At 35.8% G+C, this 15,772-nt stretch carries 12 protein-coding genes and 1 other annotated feature; of the genes, 4 read left to right on the top strand and 8 right to left on the bottom strand.

The window, feature by feature from the left end:
* Window positions 1-555: 555 nt before the first annotated feature.
* Both BLR62_RS04770 and BLR62_RS04765 read left to right on the top strand, forming a co-directional pair.
* Window positions 556-1,668 carry an MFS transporter gene (locus BLR62_RS04770; protein WP_090793898.1) on the top strand — a complete coding sequence of 371 codons (1,113 nt, stop codon included), beginning with the start codon at window positions 556-558 and terminating at the stop codon, window positions 1,666-1,668.
* Window positions 1,669-1,731: 63 nt separating this feature from the next.
* A complete protein-coding gene (locus tag BLR62_RS04765; RefSeq protein WP_090793895.1) occupies window positions 1,732-2,640 on the top strand; it encodes a cation diffusion facilitator family transporter in 909 nt (302 codons plus the stop codon).
* Window positions 2,641-2,756: 116 nt separating this feature from the next.
* Here BLR62_RS04765 and BLR62_RS04760 read toward each other — a convergent pair whose 3' ends face one another.
* Both BLR62_RS04760 and tyrS read right to left on the bottom strand, forming a co-directional pair.
* Window positions 2,757-3,224: a GNAT family N-acetyltransferase gene (locus BLR62_RS04760; RefSeq protein ID WP_090794798.1), complete on the bottom strand. Its 468-nt coding sequence runs from the start codon at window positions 3,222-3,224 to the stop codon at window positions 2,757-2,759.
* A gap of 167 nt (window positions 3,225-3,391) precedes the next feature.
* Complete coding sequence (gene tyrS, locus BLR62_RS04755) at window positions 3,392-4,657, bottom strand: tyrosine--tRNA ligase (protein ID WP_090793892.1); 1,266 nt, start codon at window positions 4,655-4,657, stop codon at window positions 3,392-3,394.
* 65 nt (window positions 4,658-4,722) lie between these two features.
* Window positions 4,723-4,931, bottom strand: a binding site (T-box leader).
* Between the two features lie 132 nt (window positions 4,932-5,063).
* Here tyrS and BLR62_RS04750 point away from each other — a divergent pair.
* Entirely contained in the window at window positions 5,064-8,060 is a 2,997-nt protein-coding gene (locus BLR62_RS04750) for a transglycosylase domain-containing protein (protein WP_090793889.1), read from the top strand.
* Between the two features lie 75 nt (window positions 8,061-8,135).
* Here BLR62_RS04750 and nadA read toward each other — a convergent pair whose 3' ends face one another.
* From nadA to nadB, 3 genes are read right to left on the bottom strand one after another with little or no spacing between them, the layout of a single operon-like run.
* Entirely contained in the window at window positions 8,136-9,233 is a 1,098-nt protein-coding gene (nadA, locus tag BLR62_RS04745) for a quinolinate synthase NadA (protein WP_090793886.1), read from the bottom strand.
* On the bottom strand, window positions 9,230-10,069 hold the full coding sequence (gene nadC / locus BLR62_RS04740) for a carboxylating nicotinate-nucleotide diphosphorylase (RefSeq protein ID WP_090793883.1): 840 nt from the start codon (window positions 10,067-10,069) through the stop codon (window positions 9,230-9,232). Before nadC ends, nadA begins: the two co-directional genes overlap by 4 nt.
* Entirely contained in the window at window positions 10,066-11,568 is a 1,503-nt protein-coding gene (gene nadB, locus BLR62_RS04735; protein ID WP_090793881.1) for an L-aspartate oxidase, read from the bottom strand. Before nadB ends, nadC begins: the two co-directional genes overlap by 4 nt.
* Before the next feature lie 84 nt (window positions 11,569-11,652).
* Here nadB and BLR62_RS04730 point away from each other — a divergent pair, with 84 nt between their 5' ends.
* A complete protein-coding gene (locus BLR62_RS04730; protein WP_090793878.1) occupies window positions 11,653-12,774 on the top strand; it encodes a cysteine desulfurase family protein in 1,122 nt (373 codons plus the stop codon).
* A 250-nt stretch (window positions 12,775-13,024) separates the two neighbouring features.
* On the opposite strand, the gene motS is transcribed toward BLR62_RS04730, so the two are convergent.
* The 3 genes from motS to ccpA all read right to left on the bottom strand — a co-directional run bounded on the left by motS (window position 13,025) and on the right by ccpA (window position 15,714).
* Complete coding sequence (gene motS / locus BLR62_RS04725; RefSeq protein WP_090793876.1) at window positions 13,025-13,816, bottom strand: flagellar motor protein MotS; 792 nt, start codon at window positions 13,814-13,816, stop codon at window positions 13,025-13,027.
* Window positions 13,803-14,627: a flagellar motor protein MotP gene (motP, locus tag BLR62_RS04720; RefSeq protein ID WP_090793873.1), complete on the bottom strand. Its 825-nt coding sequence runs from the start codon at window positions 14,625-14,627 to the stop codon at window positions 13,803-13,805. The genes motS and motP overlap by 14 nt, the downstream gene beginning before the upstream one ends.
* Before the next feature lie 91 nt (window positions 14,628-14,718).
* On the bottom strand, window positions 14,719-15,714 hold the full coding sequence (gene ccpA / locus BLR62_RS04715) for a catabolite control protein A (RefSeq protein WP_090793870.1): 996 nt from the start codon (window positions 15,712-15,714) through the stop codon (window positions 14,719-14,721).
* Window positions 15,715-15,772 lie beyond the last annotated feature (58 nt).

Raw genomic sequence — 15,772 nt, 5'->3', positions numbered from 1 at the left:
AAGCAAGAAAAGTTCTGTGTATAAATACAAGCGTTTAAGGAAAACATAATTAAAATGAAATATAAAGTAGCCCCCAAAAAATAAATTTAAGGAGATGTTTTCCAGACTACATAACATGTAAAGGATGCTGCATCACTATTAGGAATATATAACCTGTAATTTGAACTTTTAAACTAACTTTTAATCTTATTAAATTGTGCAATAGTAACTAATACTTTAAGCTACTCTTTGTTAGTTTGACTGCTTAAACTCCTTCGATGCCTAGTCAAAGTTTTTTAATCGCTTATATTCTATTCATCAATCGATCTTTCTTTATGGTTTTCTACTAACTCATTCAAATAATCTTCAAGTTCAGATGAAAATTATTCTTTTTATATGAAGATCTTTTAAAGTATCGAAATACATTCACTTTTAAATTCATAATTTATTAATAATATTTTTACGTATCTTCTAAAAAAACCCAAAAACCTATCTCAGGTTTTTGGGTTTTTTTTAGGTTAATATACTTTCAATTTGGGTAATAGACGTATAGATTGAAAAAAGAGGAGTGATTGGATGGACAAGCACCTCGGTTTCATCTGTGCACCAGAGCTTCCTGAATATATGACAAATCGATTAATTGATGAACTCGCAACCTATTGCGAAGAACAAGTTGATTCTGATTATAATTGGAAATTAGATCTTATTACAGATCCATTAACAGGTGCAGCTGAAACAGCTGATGAAATTATTGATGAGGCGAATCATATATCAAATAAACAAAATTGGGACTATACCATTTGTGTGACCGATCTTCCTTTGTTTGATAATGATGATGTTGTTTTAGCTGATGTAAATATAAAAAAAGGCATTGCCCAACTGTCCATCCCTGCACTTGGAGCACCTCCAATGCAAAAACGGACAAAACAATTAATTCAGAAATTAATTCATGAATTACACGAGCAAGAAAATAAACATAAAGAAGTTAAAAAAACAGCAACTCATCGATACAAGAGAAAGTTCAACCTATCTCCCATTCGCCGTATCGAAAAAACATTATCCAATGACTTATCGATTATTCGATACTTAGTCATTCCTAAAATAAACGGACGTTTACGTACACTACTAGGTATGACTTATGCAAACAGGCCATGGGCCGTCATCGCCTCATTTAAGCCCATTATTGCTGTAGCATTTGCAACAGGGGCTTATTCGTTAATTTTCCCAACTTTATGGGAATTGAGTTTGAGTTATAATCTCTTTCGATTGATCGGTATGACTTTTGCCTCCATTGCCAGTATGGTCATCTGGATGATTGTTTCACATCAACTTTGGGAAAAACGAACCCAAAAAGGCGGAAAACGATTTAAACGATTATACAATGCAACAACCTTATCAACACTTTCAATTGCTGTTATTGCCTATTACCTTGTTTTATTTGTTATTTTCTCGACTGCCATTATCCTCTTTGTACCACCGGATTTATTTGAATCACTAACCGATGTTGATAAAGAAATAGACTTTGCTGCTTTTTTAAGACTTAGCTGGCTAGCAACATCAGTTGCAACACTTGCTGGTTCGGTTGGGGCAAGTTCTGAAAGCGATGAGCTCGTTCGCAACATCGCATATGGTTACAGGCAAAATAGACGCTATCAAGAAATTGAACAACAGGATGTGGAAAGTGAATAACGAGCATTTTATGACATTTTATGCTAAACTATCTATTGGATTAATTAGATAGGAGCAGATAATATGTATGAAAATATGAAACGAGAGCACACTGTACTCAAGTTATCGGTCTACGGTGCTCTTGTTTTTTCGGTTTCAGGTATTGTGATAGGATTAATAGTAGGCGCTCAGATGATTTTATTCGATGGGCTTTATTCGCTTGTTAGTTTAGGGCTATCTTTATTATCTTTAACTGCATCTCGTTTTATGAACAAAAGTGATATGGAGAACTATCCTTTTGGAAAAGATAAGATTGAACCTCTTGTTGTGTTGATTAAATACTTTGTTATTTTGATTTTAGTCATCGGTTCACTTGCGTCTGCCATTATGGCTTTATTTACAGGTGGTCGTGAGATTGAAGTAGGGTTTGCTCTCTTATACTCAGCTATTGCAACCGTGTTATGTGTATTGATTACATGGTACTTGATTAAAATAGGTAAAAACGTGAGGTCAGCTCTTATACAAGCTGAAGGAAATCAATGGTATATGGATTCTTTAGTCAGTGTAGGTGTATTAATAGGTTTTGTTATATCGTTTGTACTTTTGCAATTTGATAACTTACAATGGCTAGTTCCTTACATCGATCCATTGATGGTCGTTCTTGTCTCGATTTATTTCATTAAAGTGCCCATTCAAGAAATGGGTACAGCATTAAGAGAAATTTTAGATATGCCACCACGAGGAACCGTATCTGAAGAGATTAAGCATTTCGTGAATGAGCTCGTTATTGATTATCAATTCGATGAAAGCTTTACGCGCGTCTCTAAAGTAGGTAAAACACTTTGGGTTGAAGTCGACTTTATTACTTCAAAGGAATTAACCATTAAAGAACAAGATCAAATCAGAGAAACGCTGAAATCTCATCTAGATCAATATCCACACGATCAATGGTTAACCGTTCTATTTACTCAAGATCGTAAATGGTCAATTTAAATCGAAAAAGGAGGGTAACATGCGCACATGTTACCCTCCTTTTTGAATGGGAATAATAAAGTTAATCTTGTCATAAACAAGAAAACTGAAACGACTTAATTGATATTATTGTTCGATTAACAATATATCCAAAATCTATTTAATATGTTCTCCCCATCATTATAATCATTATCCATTTCCCCACCATTTTTTAAGATAATTTTTTTAGATGCTGTATTCGTTGAATGACAAACTAAAAGAACTTTATCTAAATTAAGGTCACGAGCCTTTTCTAAAGCTAGGGAAAGAATTTGTGTAGCATAGCCATTATTCCTTTTTGAAGGTCTAATACCATAACCAATGTGACCACCAGCATTAAATAATGGTTTTGTTAGATAATGACGAATATTCACAACACCAATCACTTCTTGATTGTCTATTAACCAGTAAGTTGAATTTTCTGGAATCCAATTTTCTGGTGGCTCTATGCCTTTTTCACAATCTAATAGGTAATCCAACATTGATTGAAAATTAATGGGTTCTTTTTTTATTACAAAGGGAACCATTTCTTCCTCGCTGGATTTCCAATCGTTATAGAAATCCATATATTGATTTTCATAGTGCGTAGATGGCTTTACTAGAAACAAATTTTCAACCACCTTTCCTTTAATCCACAATAAAGATTGTGATCACGTACCAGCTAGATGTGTTAGTCAAAAAATTGAACCTTATTAAGTGAATTTGGATAATTTAATGGCAGCGTTGATAGTCATTAACTAAAATCAAGCAGGAAGTATTTCTTTTTACCTCTTCTAATAATTGTATATTGTTCTTCAATTTTGTCATTTGAGGTTAATTGATAATCTAGTTCCTGTGTTCTTTCTCCATTAATATAGATAGCGCCATTTTTTATGTCTTCACGCGCTTGTCGCTTAGATGAAGCAATTGATGCTTCAACCAGAAGATCTACTAATGTTTGTTCTGAAGATTCTAATTTTACAGTTGGCACATCTTTAAATCCTTGACGTATTTCAGAGGCATTTAGTCCCTTAAGATCGCCACTAAATAGTGCTTCTGTAATATGTTGAGCTTGCTGTAGAGCCTTTTCATCGTGTACGATTTTAGTCATTTCTTCTGCTAAACGTTTATGTGGTACACGTTTTTCTGGCGCTTGGTTCAACTCTTCTTCCAAGGCTTGAATCTCTTCCATTGATAAGAAAGTGAAGTATTTTAAGAACTTAATGACATCTCGATCATCTGTATTAATCCAAAATTGATAAAATTCATATGGTGATGTTTTTTCGGGATCTAACCAAATCGCGCCGCCTGCTGTTTTTCCAAATTTAGTACCGTCTGCTTTTGTAATAAGCGGTACAGTTAAACCAAATACTTTAACAGCTTCATCTTCTCGCGTTCTACGAATTAATTCCATACCAGCAGTAATGTTCCCCCACTGGTCACTTCCACCAATTTGGAGTGTGCAATTTTCTTTTTCGAATAAGTTCATAAAGTCATACGACTGCAAGATCATATACGTAAATTCAGTAAAACTAATACCATGTTCTAGTCTTGTTTGAACAGAATCTTTGGCTAACATATAATTGACACCGAAGTGCTTCCCTGTATCTCGTAAGAATTCAATGAGTGTAAGTGACGACAACCATTCAGCATTATTTCTAGCAACAGCCGAATTCTCACCTTGTTCAAAATCTAAAATGCGAGCAAGTTGAGTTTTAATGCGATCACTAAAATATTGGACTGTTTTTTCATCGTTTAACTGACGTTCACTCGTTCGTCCACTAGGGTCACCGATCATACCAGTCCCGCCTCCAATTAAAGCGATTGGACGGTGCCCAGCTTCTTGGAAACGTTTGAGCATTAGAGCGGGTACTAAATGACCAATATGCAAACTATCTGCTGTCGGATCAAATCCACAGTATAGTGTTACAACCTCATTTGTTAAATGATCTTTTAAAGCATCATCATCTGTTGTTTGTTGAATTAAACCTCTGTTACTTAAATCTTGAATAATATCCATTTCTCTTAACTCCCTTCACATTTTTCTTCCATTTTTGACACAAAAAAAGAACAGACATCTCCCAAATCAGGGACGAATCTGCTCGCGGTACCACCCTAGTTGCAATTCATTGATTGCCACTTCATTTAGATAACGGCATCTAAATACCGGTTCTACTAATTAGAACAGCTCAAGGAACGTAATTCACTTTATTAGTATGTACTGATTCGCAGCAACCATCAGCTCTCTTTTAACAGTGACCAATAAAATTACTTCATTCTTTCATCGCTTTTAAAATGACTATTGTGTTACATTAATATCATAATTTGATGACAAACACAAGTTTTTTTAGGTATTTCTTTCAAAAACCTTTTCCCACTTATCAAATGTGATATAATATAGATTGCATTTTTAGGAGGTATTATAAATGAATTTTCAAGATAGACTAAAGAATTTTTGGCTTAAAATTAAAGAAATAATTGATAAAGGTATCATACAAAGAATAGCTCGAATTAGTTATGATATTGTATGGAATGTCATATTATTCTTTTTATTCATTGGTATTATCGGTATCTTTTTAATTGGTGGTTTAGGCGCTGGCTATTTTGCCTCTCTCGTTCAGGACGAACCACTACGCTCAGCTGATTCGATGATTGATGATATCTATAATTACGAAGAGACATCTGAAATTTACTTTGCAGATGATGTTTACATGGGAGAAGTAAGATCCGACCTGTACAGAGAAGAAATAGAATTAGACGATGTCTCTAGCCAAGCCATTGATGCGATCATTGCAACTGAGGATGAGTATTTTGAAACTCACAATGGTATTGTACCGAAGGCCATCCTAAGAGCAACCTTCCAAGAGTTTACTGGATCTGCTACTCAAACCGGCGGAAGTACGTTAACTCAACAAATTATTAAAAATCAAATTTTAACAAGTGAGGTTTCTTTTGATCGAAAAGCTCAAGAAATTATTTTGGCCATGCGTCTTGAACATTTCATGGAAAAAGATGAAATACTTGAAGCATACTTAAACATCGTTCCATTTGGACGGAATGCTAATGGCCGAAATATTGCAGGTATAAAGGCTGCTGCTGAAGGTATTTTTGGCGTTGAAGCTGACGAACTAAACTTAGCTCAATCAGCTTTTATTGCTGGATTGCCTCAAAGTCCAATTGCTTATACGCCATTTACAACGAATGGTGCACTAAAAGATGAAGAAGGTCTTCAACCAGGGTTAAATCGTATGCAAACTGTCTTAAATCGTATGGTTTCAGCTGATTATATTACGGAAGAAGAACGCGATGAAGCGTTGGAATATGACCTACTCGATTCATTTACGACACGTTCTCCTTCAACCTATGAAGAGTATCCTTATTTGACTGAGGAAATCAGAGGGCGAGCTGAAGACATTATGATGGAACAACTCGCTACCGAAGATGGATACACAATGGAAGAGATTGAAGATAGTGAAGAATTAACGGAACAATATCAAACGTATGCATCACGTGAATTGTCTCAAGGTGGTTATGAAATTCACACGACCATTGATAAAGACATTTATGATGCCTTTCAAGAAGTTGCAGCTGACTATGATAATTATGGGCCTGATAAAACAGCAACAAATAATAATGGGGATGCTATTATGACTCAAGACCCCGAAACTGGTGAGGATATACCATTAGTCACACCCGTTCAAGCAAGTAGTGTGTTGCGTGATAATGAATCAGGTGCGATTATTGCCTTTGTTGGAGGTCGTGATTACGACATTCAAAATCGTAATTTTGCGACAAACGCTAATCGACAATTAGGAAGTACCGCTAAGCCATTATTAGTATATGGACCTGGCATGGAAGAGGGTGCTGTGCAACCAGGATCGATTATTGCTGATGTTAACTTAGATTATGGATACGGATTAGGATACCCTACTAACTTCGTGAGCGATCGTTACTATGGACTCGTTAGCGCAAGAGATGCACTAGTAAATTCATATAATGTGTCTGCTATGTCTGCTTATGTTGATATACTTGAAGATAATGATCCAGTTCCTGACTATCTCGTTCCGATGGGATTTGATTCCATTCCCGAACAAAATTATCGATATGAATCAAACGCACTCGGTTCTTTTGAAGCAACTGTATCAGAAAATATAGATGGCTATTCAACATTCGGGAATAATGGCCAATATACAGAAGGCTACATGATTGAAAAAATTGAATCACCTGATGGCGAAGAAATTTATGAACATGAATCTGAATCTGAGGATATATTTAGTCCTCAAACAAGCTATCTAATGATCGACATGTTACGGGATGTTCTAACCAGTGGAACTGGTACAACAGCTCGCAACAACTTATCCAATCCAGGTGTTGATTGGGCTGGTAAGACAGGTACATCAAACGAAGTTGCAGATAGTTGGTTTATCGCAACAAACCCTAATGTCACGATGGGGACTTGGATGGGTTATGAATACAGACAACAGCTTGAAACAGGATACAGCGGACGTACTCAAGCATTCTGGGCTGCACTTGTAAACGCAGCAACTGAAGTCGATCCAGATTTAATGGCACCATCAAATTCATTTGATCAACCTAACAATATTGTCACCGATTCCTACTCTATGGTCTCTGGTATGCAACCAAGTGAATTAACTGAATCACTCGGATTGGTCGGCAGTGATATCTTTAATGCTGAATTTGTTCCTACCGATGAAGATGAAAGTTTAATGGAGGGGCAATACGTGATGATCGACGGTGAAGCCGTTATTGCAGGAAGTGACACACCCGAAGAATTTACTGAAGAAGATGGTGTCATTTTTGATCCAGATTGGTTAAGCGATATGGGGTATGATGAACTTGAAGATATGTCACAACTTATCCCTAGTGGAAACTCTGCATGGAACGATGTTGAAATTCCAGATATGGATGAAATTGAAGATGATGGATCAGCCCCTAGCTCACCTAGCTCTGTTTCTAAATCTGGCAATGTTCTGACTTGGAACGCCTCATCTAGTAATGATGTTGTTGGCTATCGTATTTATCGTGCCGATGATCCAGATAGTAATTTTGAACAATACGACTCAACGACCGACACAGATCTTAATGTTGGCAGTGGACCCGCAGTATACGAAATCGTCGCTGTCGATTACTTCGGTCGAGAATCTAGTCCGACTTCTCCATTTGTAGATGGTGACTTTAGTGACGATGATGACAATGATGATGATGATGATCAAGAAGACTCTGATGACAATGGAGACTCTGATGATCAAGACGAAGAAGACGAAAATGATAACGGCGATGAGAACGGTAATGGTAATGGTAATGATAATGACGACGGTAATGACAATGGTAATGACAATGATAATGACAATGATAATAGTAATAACGATGATGACAATAGTGGTGACGATGAAGAGGATTAATCACTTTATCAAAAAAGAGGATGAAATAATTTCATCCTCTTTTTTTTGCTATCTAAACAAAATTCACTCACGATGCTAATGATCCAGCATTCTTTGTAATGCCATTTTTGCGTATTCTTTCGTTTGATTAGGAACAGATATAACATTCAACAATTCACTCTCATAAACACAATCTAGTGCATAAGCTAAGTGTGGTAAGTCAATACGATTCATCGTCACACATGGACACATAAATGGATTGAGTGATTGAATATGTTTATCCGGATAGGTATCGATCAAACGATTGACAAGATTCATTTCAGTCCCTACCGCAAATTTAGAACCCGGTGGTGCTTGATCGATTTTATCAATGATATAACGTGTAGATCCACTTAAGTCACTTTTTTCAAGAACCTCAAATGGACACTCGGGGTGCACAATCACTTGTATTTGATCATCATTTTGTTTTATAGATTCTATTTGAGCTGCCGTAAACAGTTGGTGTACTGAACAGTGTCCTTTCCACAAGATGACTTTCACATCATCATATAGACCATCGTATTCTAAGCATTCATTAATTGGATCATACACAGCCATTTCATTCAATTTTATACCTAATTCAAAGGCTGTATTTCTACCTAGATGTTGATCCGGTAAAAACAACAATCTTTCTTTTTGTTTAAAAGCCCATTTAATCATTTCTTTCGCATTTGAGGAAGTGACCGTAGCTCCTCCGTTTTTACCAACAAATGCTTTAATGTCCGCTGTTGAATTCACATAGGTCAATGGCATGATCGTATCATCAAAGATCTCCTGTAAATATGTCCATGCTTTTTCTGTTTGTTTTATTGAAGCCATATCAGCCATTGAACAACCTGCCCTTAAATCTGGTAAAATAACCGCCTGATCATTTGATGACAAAATATCAGCTGTTTCTGCCATGAAATGGACACCACAAAATACAATATACTTCGCTGTCTTCGTCGCTGATTGTTTAGCCAATTCTAAAGAATCCCCCATTTCGTCAGCGAATTGCACAACTTCATCTTTTTGATAATGATGACCAGGAATGAACAAATCATCTTTCATCTCATTCTTAATCATTTTTATTCTTTTCTCCAAAACAGAAGAATCTGTCGTTAAATAATAATCTGGTAGTATATTTGACTCGACTAAGTTATCTAAAAAATTCATTTATTTATCTCCTCAATCTGTAAACTAATGTCTAAAGCTTTTGATGAGTGTGTTAATGCACCTAACGAAATAAAATCAATGCCACAATGTTTGTATGTATGGATCGATTCAAGTGTAATATTACCTGATGCTTCTGTTGCTATTGAATCAGGCACTACACTTAACCATTCTTTTATTTTTTGGGGTGGCAAATTATCAAACATAATCACATCAACATTGGATTCAATCGCTTCAATCAATTGCTCGTAAGTCTCAATCTCTACTTCTATTTTTGTCATATGTGAAATGTGTGATCTAATAGTAGCTACTGCTTTCTTAATCGATGAGAAAAATGCTAAATGATTGTCTTTTAACATAACCGCATCTGCTAGATGATACCGATGATTATGTCCACCACCTGCTTTTACAGCTAATTTTTCTAGCATGCGAAGACCAGGTGTTGTTTTTCGTGTATCAACTATTTTTACCGAATGATCATCTAATCGTACAACCGCTTCAGCTGTTGTAGTTGCAACACCACTTAAATGTTGAATGAGATTAAGTAACACCCGTTCTGTCTCTAATAAATGCCGATAACAACCTTCAATCCTACAAATAATATCACCTTGTTTAATTTTTTCTCCGTCTTTAATATAAAATTCTATATCAGTCATCGGCGCATATAAACGATAAATGGATCGAATGACTTCACATCCGTAAAAAACACCTTGTGCTTTAGAGCTTAGCTGACCTCTTCCTTTTGCATCTTCAGGAATACATTGTGACGAAAGATCCCCATGACCTATGTCTTCATTTAAAAACTGTTTAAGTTGTTCATCAAGTATTAAATGGTTCAACAGCTTAACACCCCTTTTAGATTTTGTGATCGATCTTGATATTTATTAATAACATGGGCGCCAAGCGATTCTTTTCGTCTTATACAATGATTAAGGACTAAATGACTTACAATTAGAATATGTTCTTTTTCGATCTGTTTTCGAGAAACATTTCGCGCCGATAAATTTACTAGATTATCAAGTTCATACTGATCTAACCACTGCTTATAATTTAATAAGGAAGTTTGATTTCGTAAGACTCCAAGTATTAGACGGTTTTTTTCTTTTATGCAGCCTAATGAAGGATAGTCGCTTATCTTCTTTCTATCACTTAATGGAGCAGCAACACTGTCTTTTTTTAAACGTATAACGTTATCTAAATATAAAGCTAAACGCTTTGGAAATACTAACGTTTCAAGCAATGAATTACTCGCTAATCGATTGGCACCGTGCAGTCGATGTGCACTCACCTCACCAACCGCATATAAATCTTTAATACTTGTCATTCCATTTTCATCAACACGTACGCCACCCATTGAAAAGTGCGCACCTGGTTCAACAGATACTGGTTTATGAATTGAATAACCTTCTTGTATTAATGACTCATAAATACTTGGAAACCGTTCTTTGAAATTTGGAATCTTTGTTATATCTAGGTAAACTTGTGAACCTTTCTCTAAAACACTGGTGATTTCTTGGCTTACGATATCACGCGGTGCTAAGTCTTTCATCGGGTGCTCTGCTAAGATTTTTGTACCCCTTTCATCGATCAAACAGGCTCCCTCTCCTCTTACCGCTTCAGAAATTAAGTGATAACGGTTTTTACCTTTAAATAAAGTCGGATGAAATTGAACAAATTCTAAGTCTAAAACTTCAGCCCCTGCTCGGTACGCTAAACTGATACCATCACCTGTAGTGGTCTCGTCATTTGAATGACGATCATATATTCCTCCATAACCACCAGTAGCAAGGATCACAACATCAGCATTAAAAACATGATACTGATCATATTGATCAATCGTTATGACACCCTTCACTTCACCATTTTTAGCTATTAAGTCTACTGCTAAATGATTTTCAATCAATGAAATGTGATCTTCAATCAATGATTGATAGAATTCAATTAAATATTTACCCGTTTGATCCCCACCTGCGCGAAAAATTCTCTTTTTTTGGTGAGCTCCTTCGAAACCAGAGGATAACGCACCACTTGAATTTTTATCAAACTGAAAACCTTCTAACACAAGTGTATCCATAATATCTTTAGCACCTTTTACTAGTGTATTCACTTGATTGACATCATTATAATAACTCCCTGCTTTTAACGTATCGTTTAAATGTAAATCGGGGTGATCATTAGAATGAATAGCTGCTGCAATTCCACCTTGAGCTCTCATGGAATTACATTGACTGGCACTTCCTTTCGTAACAATCGTGACATCAAACGCATCATAACTGTACTTCGCTAATTGATATGCAGATAAGCCCGCTCCTATTATTAACATTTTTCTTTTGTCCATATTAACCCTTCTTTACATTTGTCTTTACACCTATCTTTACATATAATAATAAAAGAAAGACTTTTTTGCAAGGAGGAATGACTATTGATTTATTTAGACTATGCTGCTACTTATCCTACACCTAAGGAAATAAACGAACTGTATAGGTATCTCGAATCAACTTATCCATATAACCCTCATAGCCTACATGATTTAGGACAGCACGCGAATCAAATTGTGTTATCCGCACGCCAAGTCATTAAAAATCGGTTTAATTTAAGTGATGAAGGCATTATTTTCACATCAAGTGGGTCAGATAGTAATCAACTCGCAATTGATTTATATTTGTCTCAAATTGAAGAACAAGAAAAAAGCCATGTGATCTCATCATCTGTTGAACATAGCTCTATCTATTATTATTTAAAGTTGTTAGAAAGAAGAGGCATCATTGAAGTTACCTATTTACCTGTTAACAAAACAGGGCAAATTTCTCTTAATGACCTACAATCAGCAATAAGACCCAATACTAGGCTTGTCACAATTCAACACGTTAATAGTGAAACAGGCTGTATTCAGCCAATTAAAGCAATTGGAAAAATGTTAAAAGACAAATCAATTCCTTTTCATAGTGATGTTGCTCAATCATTTGGGAAGCACCACTTAAATAACTTATTTACTTACGTAGATGCGATATCCATCTCTGGACACAAAATTAAAGGACCAAAAGGAATAGGACTACTTTTAATCAAACACGCTGATATCCTTACTCCTTTATATGAAAATACGCAACAATATGGTTTTAAACAAGGTACCCTTAACCCAGCATTAATCGGAAGCTTAGCTCAGGCTTTTTCAAACACAATGGATGAAGAAGAGTTGTTTTTCACACATACTAGCGATTTACGACAATACTTTACTGAACAAGTTCAAAAACATCATTTGCCACTGTCCATCATTGAAAGCAATGATCAACATTCAAGTATTATTGGATGTGTTTCTCATGCGTTTAATGGTGAATACATTGCGCAAGAATTAAATAGACACAAAATATACATATCAACACGAAGCGCCTGCCAAGGAACGGTTCATTCAAATCGTAATTTAAGCAGTTTATTAGATGATGAATCTAGCCATCAACGCTTTTTTAGAATTAGCACAAGCTTAAGTACTACGAAAGACGAGATTGATCATTTAATTTCACAATTGAGAGTCACACTTTTCACATAAACCAATCATAAAAAATTGAAAATCTATTTGTTAACTTAGAAATAAAACTGTTGGCTGTTATTTAATCTTAATCTCTTTTCTTGTGGGAATAAATATTTTTATATAAAAGTAATAGCCATATCGTAATCTAAAATCACACTTTCCTTTTTCACAAAGTGTACCGTTACCCTAGCACATATTTCAGAGACTATTTTAGAAGTAACAAAAAACCTCTTATGCATGTTTTCATACATAAGAGGTTTTTTGTTAGTTAATCTGTAGATTCTGAAAGTGATAATATAACAACTTCTACACGTCTATTTCTTTGCCAGTTTTCTGGAGAGTCATTCGGAACGATTGGACGGGTATCACCATATCCAACTGCCATAAATCGGTCTTCTTCAAAATCATTTGCATCGATAATATGACGAATAACACTACTTGCTCTTGCTCCTGATAATTCCCAGTTTGATGGGAATTCCGGTGTCGAAATAGGTCTATCATCTGTATGACCCTCAACTCGAACATAGTTCGGTATATTTGATAATAAAAGTGCAATTTTATCTAGAAAAGGCTCACCTTCTGACTTAATCACAGCCTCCCCTGTATCAAATAAGATCCGCTCTTGCAAAATGAGGACAACGCCTTGATCTGTCCGATTTGCTGAAATCACTTCTTCTAATTGATTATCTTCAAGAAACATTTCAACTTCTTGAAGTAATTCATCAAGTGAATCTTCATCTTCTTCTAATTCATCTTCGTCAAAATCAGTTTCGTCATCCTCTTCATCTTCAAAAAAATCGGGATCAAATTGTTCCATTCCATCTAGCTGATCTCTCATATCAGAGCTATCTGATGGTTGATCCATTTCCACCGGTGAAGGGAATCCATCAAAAACCATTCGATTTCTAAATGATTCAGCAACCGCCTCAAATCTAGCAGCGTCAATCTGTGACATTGAAAAAAGTAGTATAAAAAACACAAGAATAAGTGTCATCATGTCAGCAAAGGTCGTCATCCATTTTGGACTTCCTTTTGATTGCTTCTTTTTACGAAGCTTCATCAGCTACACCTTCTTCTACCTCATCACTATCTTCAGAGCGACGTTTACGCATATCATCAGAAAGAAACGCACTTAATTTTTCTTTAAGTATACGAGGGTTTTGACCGGATTGAACGCCGATCACCCCTTCAATAACAATTTGTTTCATAAATACTTCTTCATCTGTTTTCGTCTCTAATTTACCAGACATCGGCAAGAAGACTAAGTTAGCCATTACAGACCCATAAAATGTGGTCAACAAAGCGACGGCCATTTGTGGCCCTAGTGTAGCTGGATCGTTTAAATCATTCAACATTAAAATAAGACCAATTAACGTACCAATCATTCCCCATGATGGTGCGAACTCTCCAGCCTTTTCAATAATCATACGACCTCTTGTATGACGGTCTTCCATCGCTGTTATCTCAGCTGACATGATATCTTGAATGACTTCTGGTTCAATACCATCAATGGCTAATAAGACACCTTTTTTAATAAAAGGGTCTTCAACCTCTTCCAGTTCATTTTCTAGTGCTAATAATCCTTCACGTCTTGCCCGCTCAGACAGACGCTCAAATAAGCTAATTAGATCTTCTAAATCATGCTCATTCTTATTAAATGACTCTTTTACAACGCTCCCCATCGATTTTACTTGATCTACATTAAAATTGATTAATAATGCAGCAGTCAAACCACCGAGTACGATCACAACTGACGATACCTGAACAAATGCAACAAAACCGTCAACACCTGTATTTGATATAATACCGAAAGAAATCATCACAATACCTAGTGTGATACCGATTGGGGTTAAAATATCTCTTTTTTTCATATGCCCTCTCCTTAACTACGTAAAATCTACAATCTACTTTCGAAAATGCCAAGGATTTGCACGATCGATATCTACTATATCGGCAATAAAATTATTTTGTTGAGTTTCTTTCAATAATTTGATGTGGCAAAATAACATTTGAATCTGTCACTTCTTCTTTATTCATATATTTCGTTAATAATCGCATCGCAACAGCACCAATGTCATACATCGGTTGAACAACTGTAGATAATGTTGGACGTACCATCGTCGCTAATCTTGTGTTATCAAAACCTACAACTTCAATATCTTCTGGTACACGCAAGCCTTTATCTTGAATACCGTGGATCACACCAAGCGCCATCTCATCTGATGCAACAAATATAGCGGTTGGGTGCTCTTTATGTTGAAGTAATTGTTCAACAGCTTCAATACCTGAAGTGTATGTTAAATCACCTCTAATAACAACTTCATCATTGACAGTCTGTTGGTTGGATTCTAGAGCTCGTTTATAGCCTTGATATTTTAATTCATTCGCTGGCGTCTCTTCTACACCAGTTACGAAAGCTGGATGTTTATGACCATTTTCAATTAAAAGCTCTGTCGCTTCATATCCTGCTTTTTCATAGTCAATATTGACAGATGGCGTTGTTTCTTTCGGGTCAACTGTAGCCGCTAATGCAATAGGAACGGGCGATGTTTTAAATTGTTGAATATGTTCATCTGTAATACGTCCACCCATAAATACAATACCGTCTACTTGCTTTTCTAGCATTGTATTAATCAAATTAATCTCTTTATCAACATTTTGGTCAGAGTTACTCAAAATAATATTGTACTTATACATATTCGCAATATCATCAATCCCACGCGCTAGCTCTGAGAAGAAGATACTTGAAATGTCAGGGATAATAACGCCGACAGTTGTCGTCTTCTTACTCGCAAGCCCTCTTGCTACAGCATTCGGACGATAGCCTAATTCCTCAATTGTATTTAACACTTTCTTTCTTGTTGCTGGTTTAACATTTGGATTTCCGTTTACCACTCGTGATACAGTCGCCATCGATACGTTGGCTTCTCTAGCAACATCATAAATCGTTACATTCATTTTATACCCTCCACTGATTACATAGTTATTGTGCTATTATGTACAAGTATAGCATAGA

The sequence above is a fragment of the Pelagirhabdus alkalitolerans genome, assembly GCF_900096905.1.
GTDB lineage: Bacteria > Bacillota > Bacilli > Bacillales > Amphibacillaceae > Pelagirhabdus > Pelagirhabdus alkalitolerans.
The sequence above is the reverse complement of the archived record's forward strand: the minus strand, read 5'-3'. Positions and strand labels throughout refer to the sequence as shown.

Excerpts from the sequence above, each read along its gene's own strand:
- BLR62_RS04770 (WP_090793898.1), top strand. The coding sequence starts at position 556 with ATGGACAAGCACCTCGGTTTCATCTGTGCACCAGAGCTTCCTGAATAT.
- BLR62_RS04765 (WP_090793895.1), top strand. The coding sequence starts at position 1,732 with ATGTATGAAAATATGAAACGAGAGCACACTGTACTCAAGTTATCGGTC.
- BLR62_RS04760 (WP_090794798.1), bottom strand. The coding sequence starts at position 3,224 with ATGGATTTCTATAACGATTGGAAATCCAGCGAGGAAGAAATGGTTCCC.
- tyrS (WP_090793892.1), bottom strand. The coding sequence starts at position 4,657 with ATGGATATTATTCAAGATTTAAGTAACAGAGGTTTAATTCAACAAACA.
- BLR62_RS04750 (WP_090793889.1), top strand. The coding sequence starts at position 5,064 with ATGAATTTTCAAGATAGACTAAAGAATTTTTGGCTTAAAATTAAAGAA.
- nadA (WP_090793886.1), bottom strand. The coding sequence starts at position 9,233 with ATGAATTTTTTAGATAACTTAGTCGAGTCAAATATACTACCAGATTAT.
- nadB (WP_090793881.1), bottom strand. The coding sequence starts at position 11,568 with ATGGACAAAAGAAAAATGTTAATAATAGGAGCGGGCTTATCTGCATAT.
- motS (WP_090793876.1), bottom strand. The coding sequence starts at position 13,816 with ATGAAGCTTCGTAAAAAGAAGCAATCAAAAGGAAGTCCAAAATGGATG.
- motP (WP_090793873.1), bottom strand. The coding sequence starts at position 14,627 with ATGAAAAAAAGAGATATTTTAACCCCAATCGGTATCACACTAGGTATT.
- ccpA (WP_090793870.1), bottom strand. The coding sequence starts at position 15,714 with ATGAATGTAACGATTTATGATGTTGCTAGAGAAGCCAACGTATCGATG.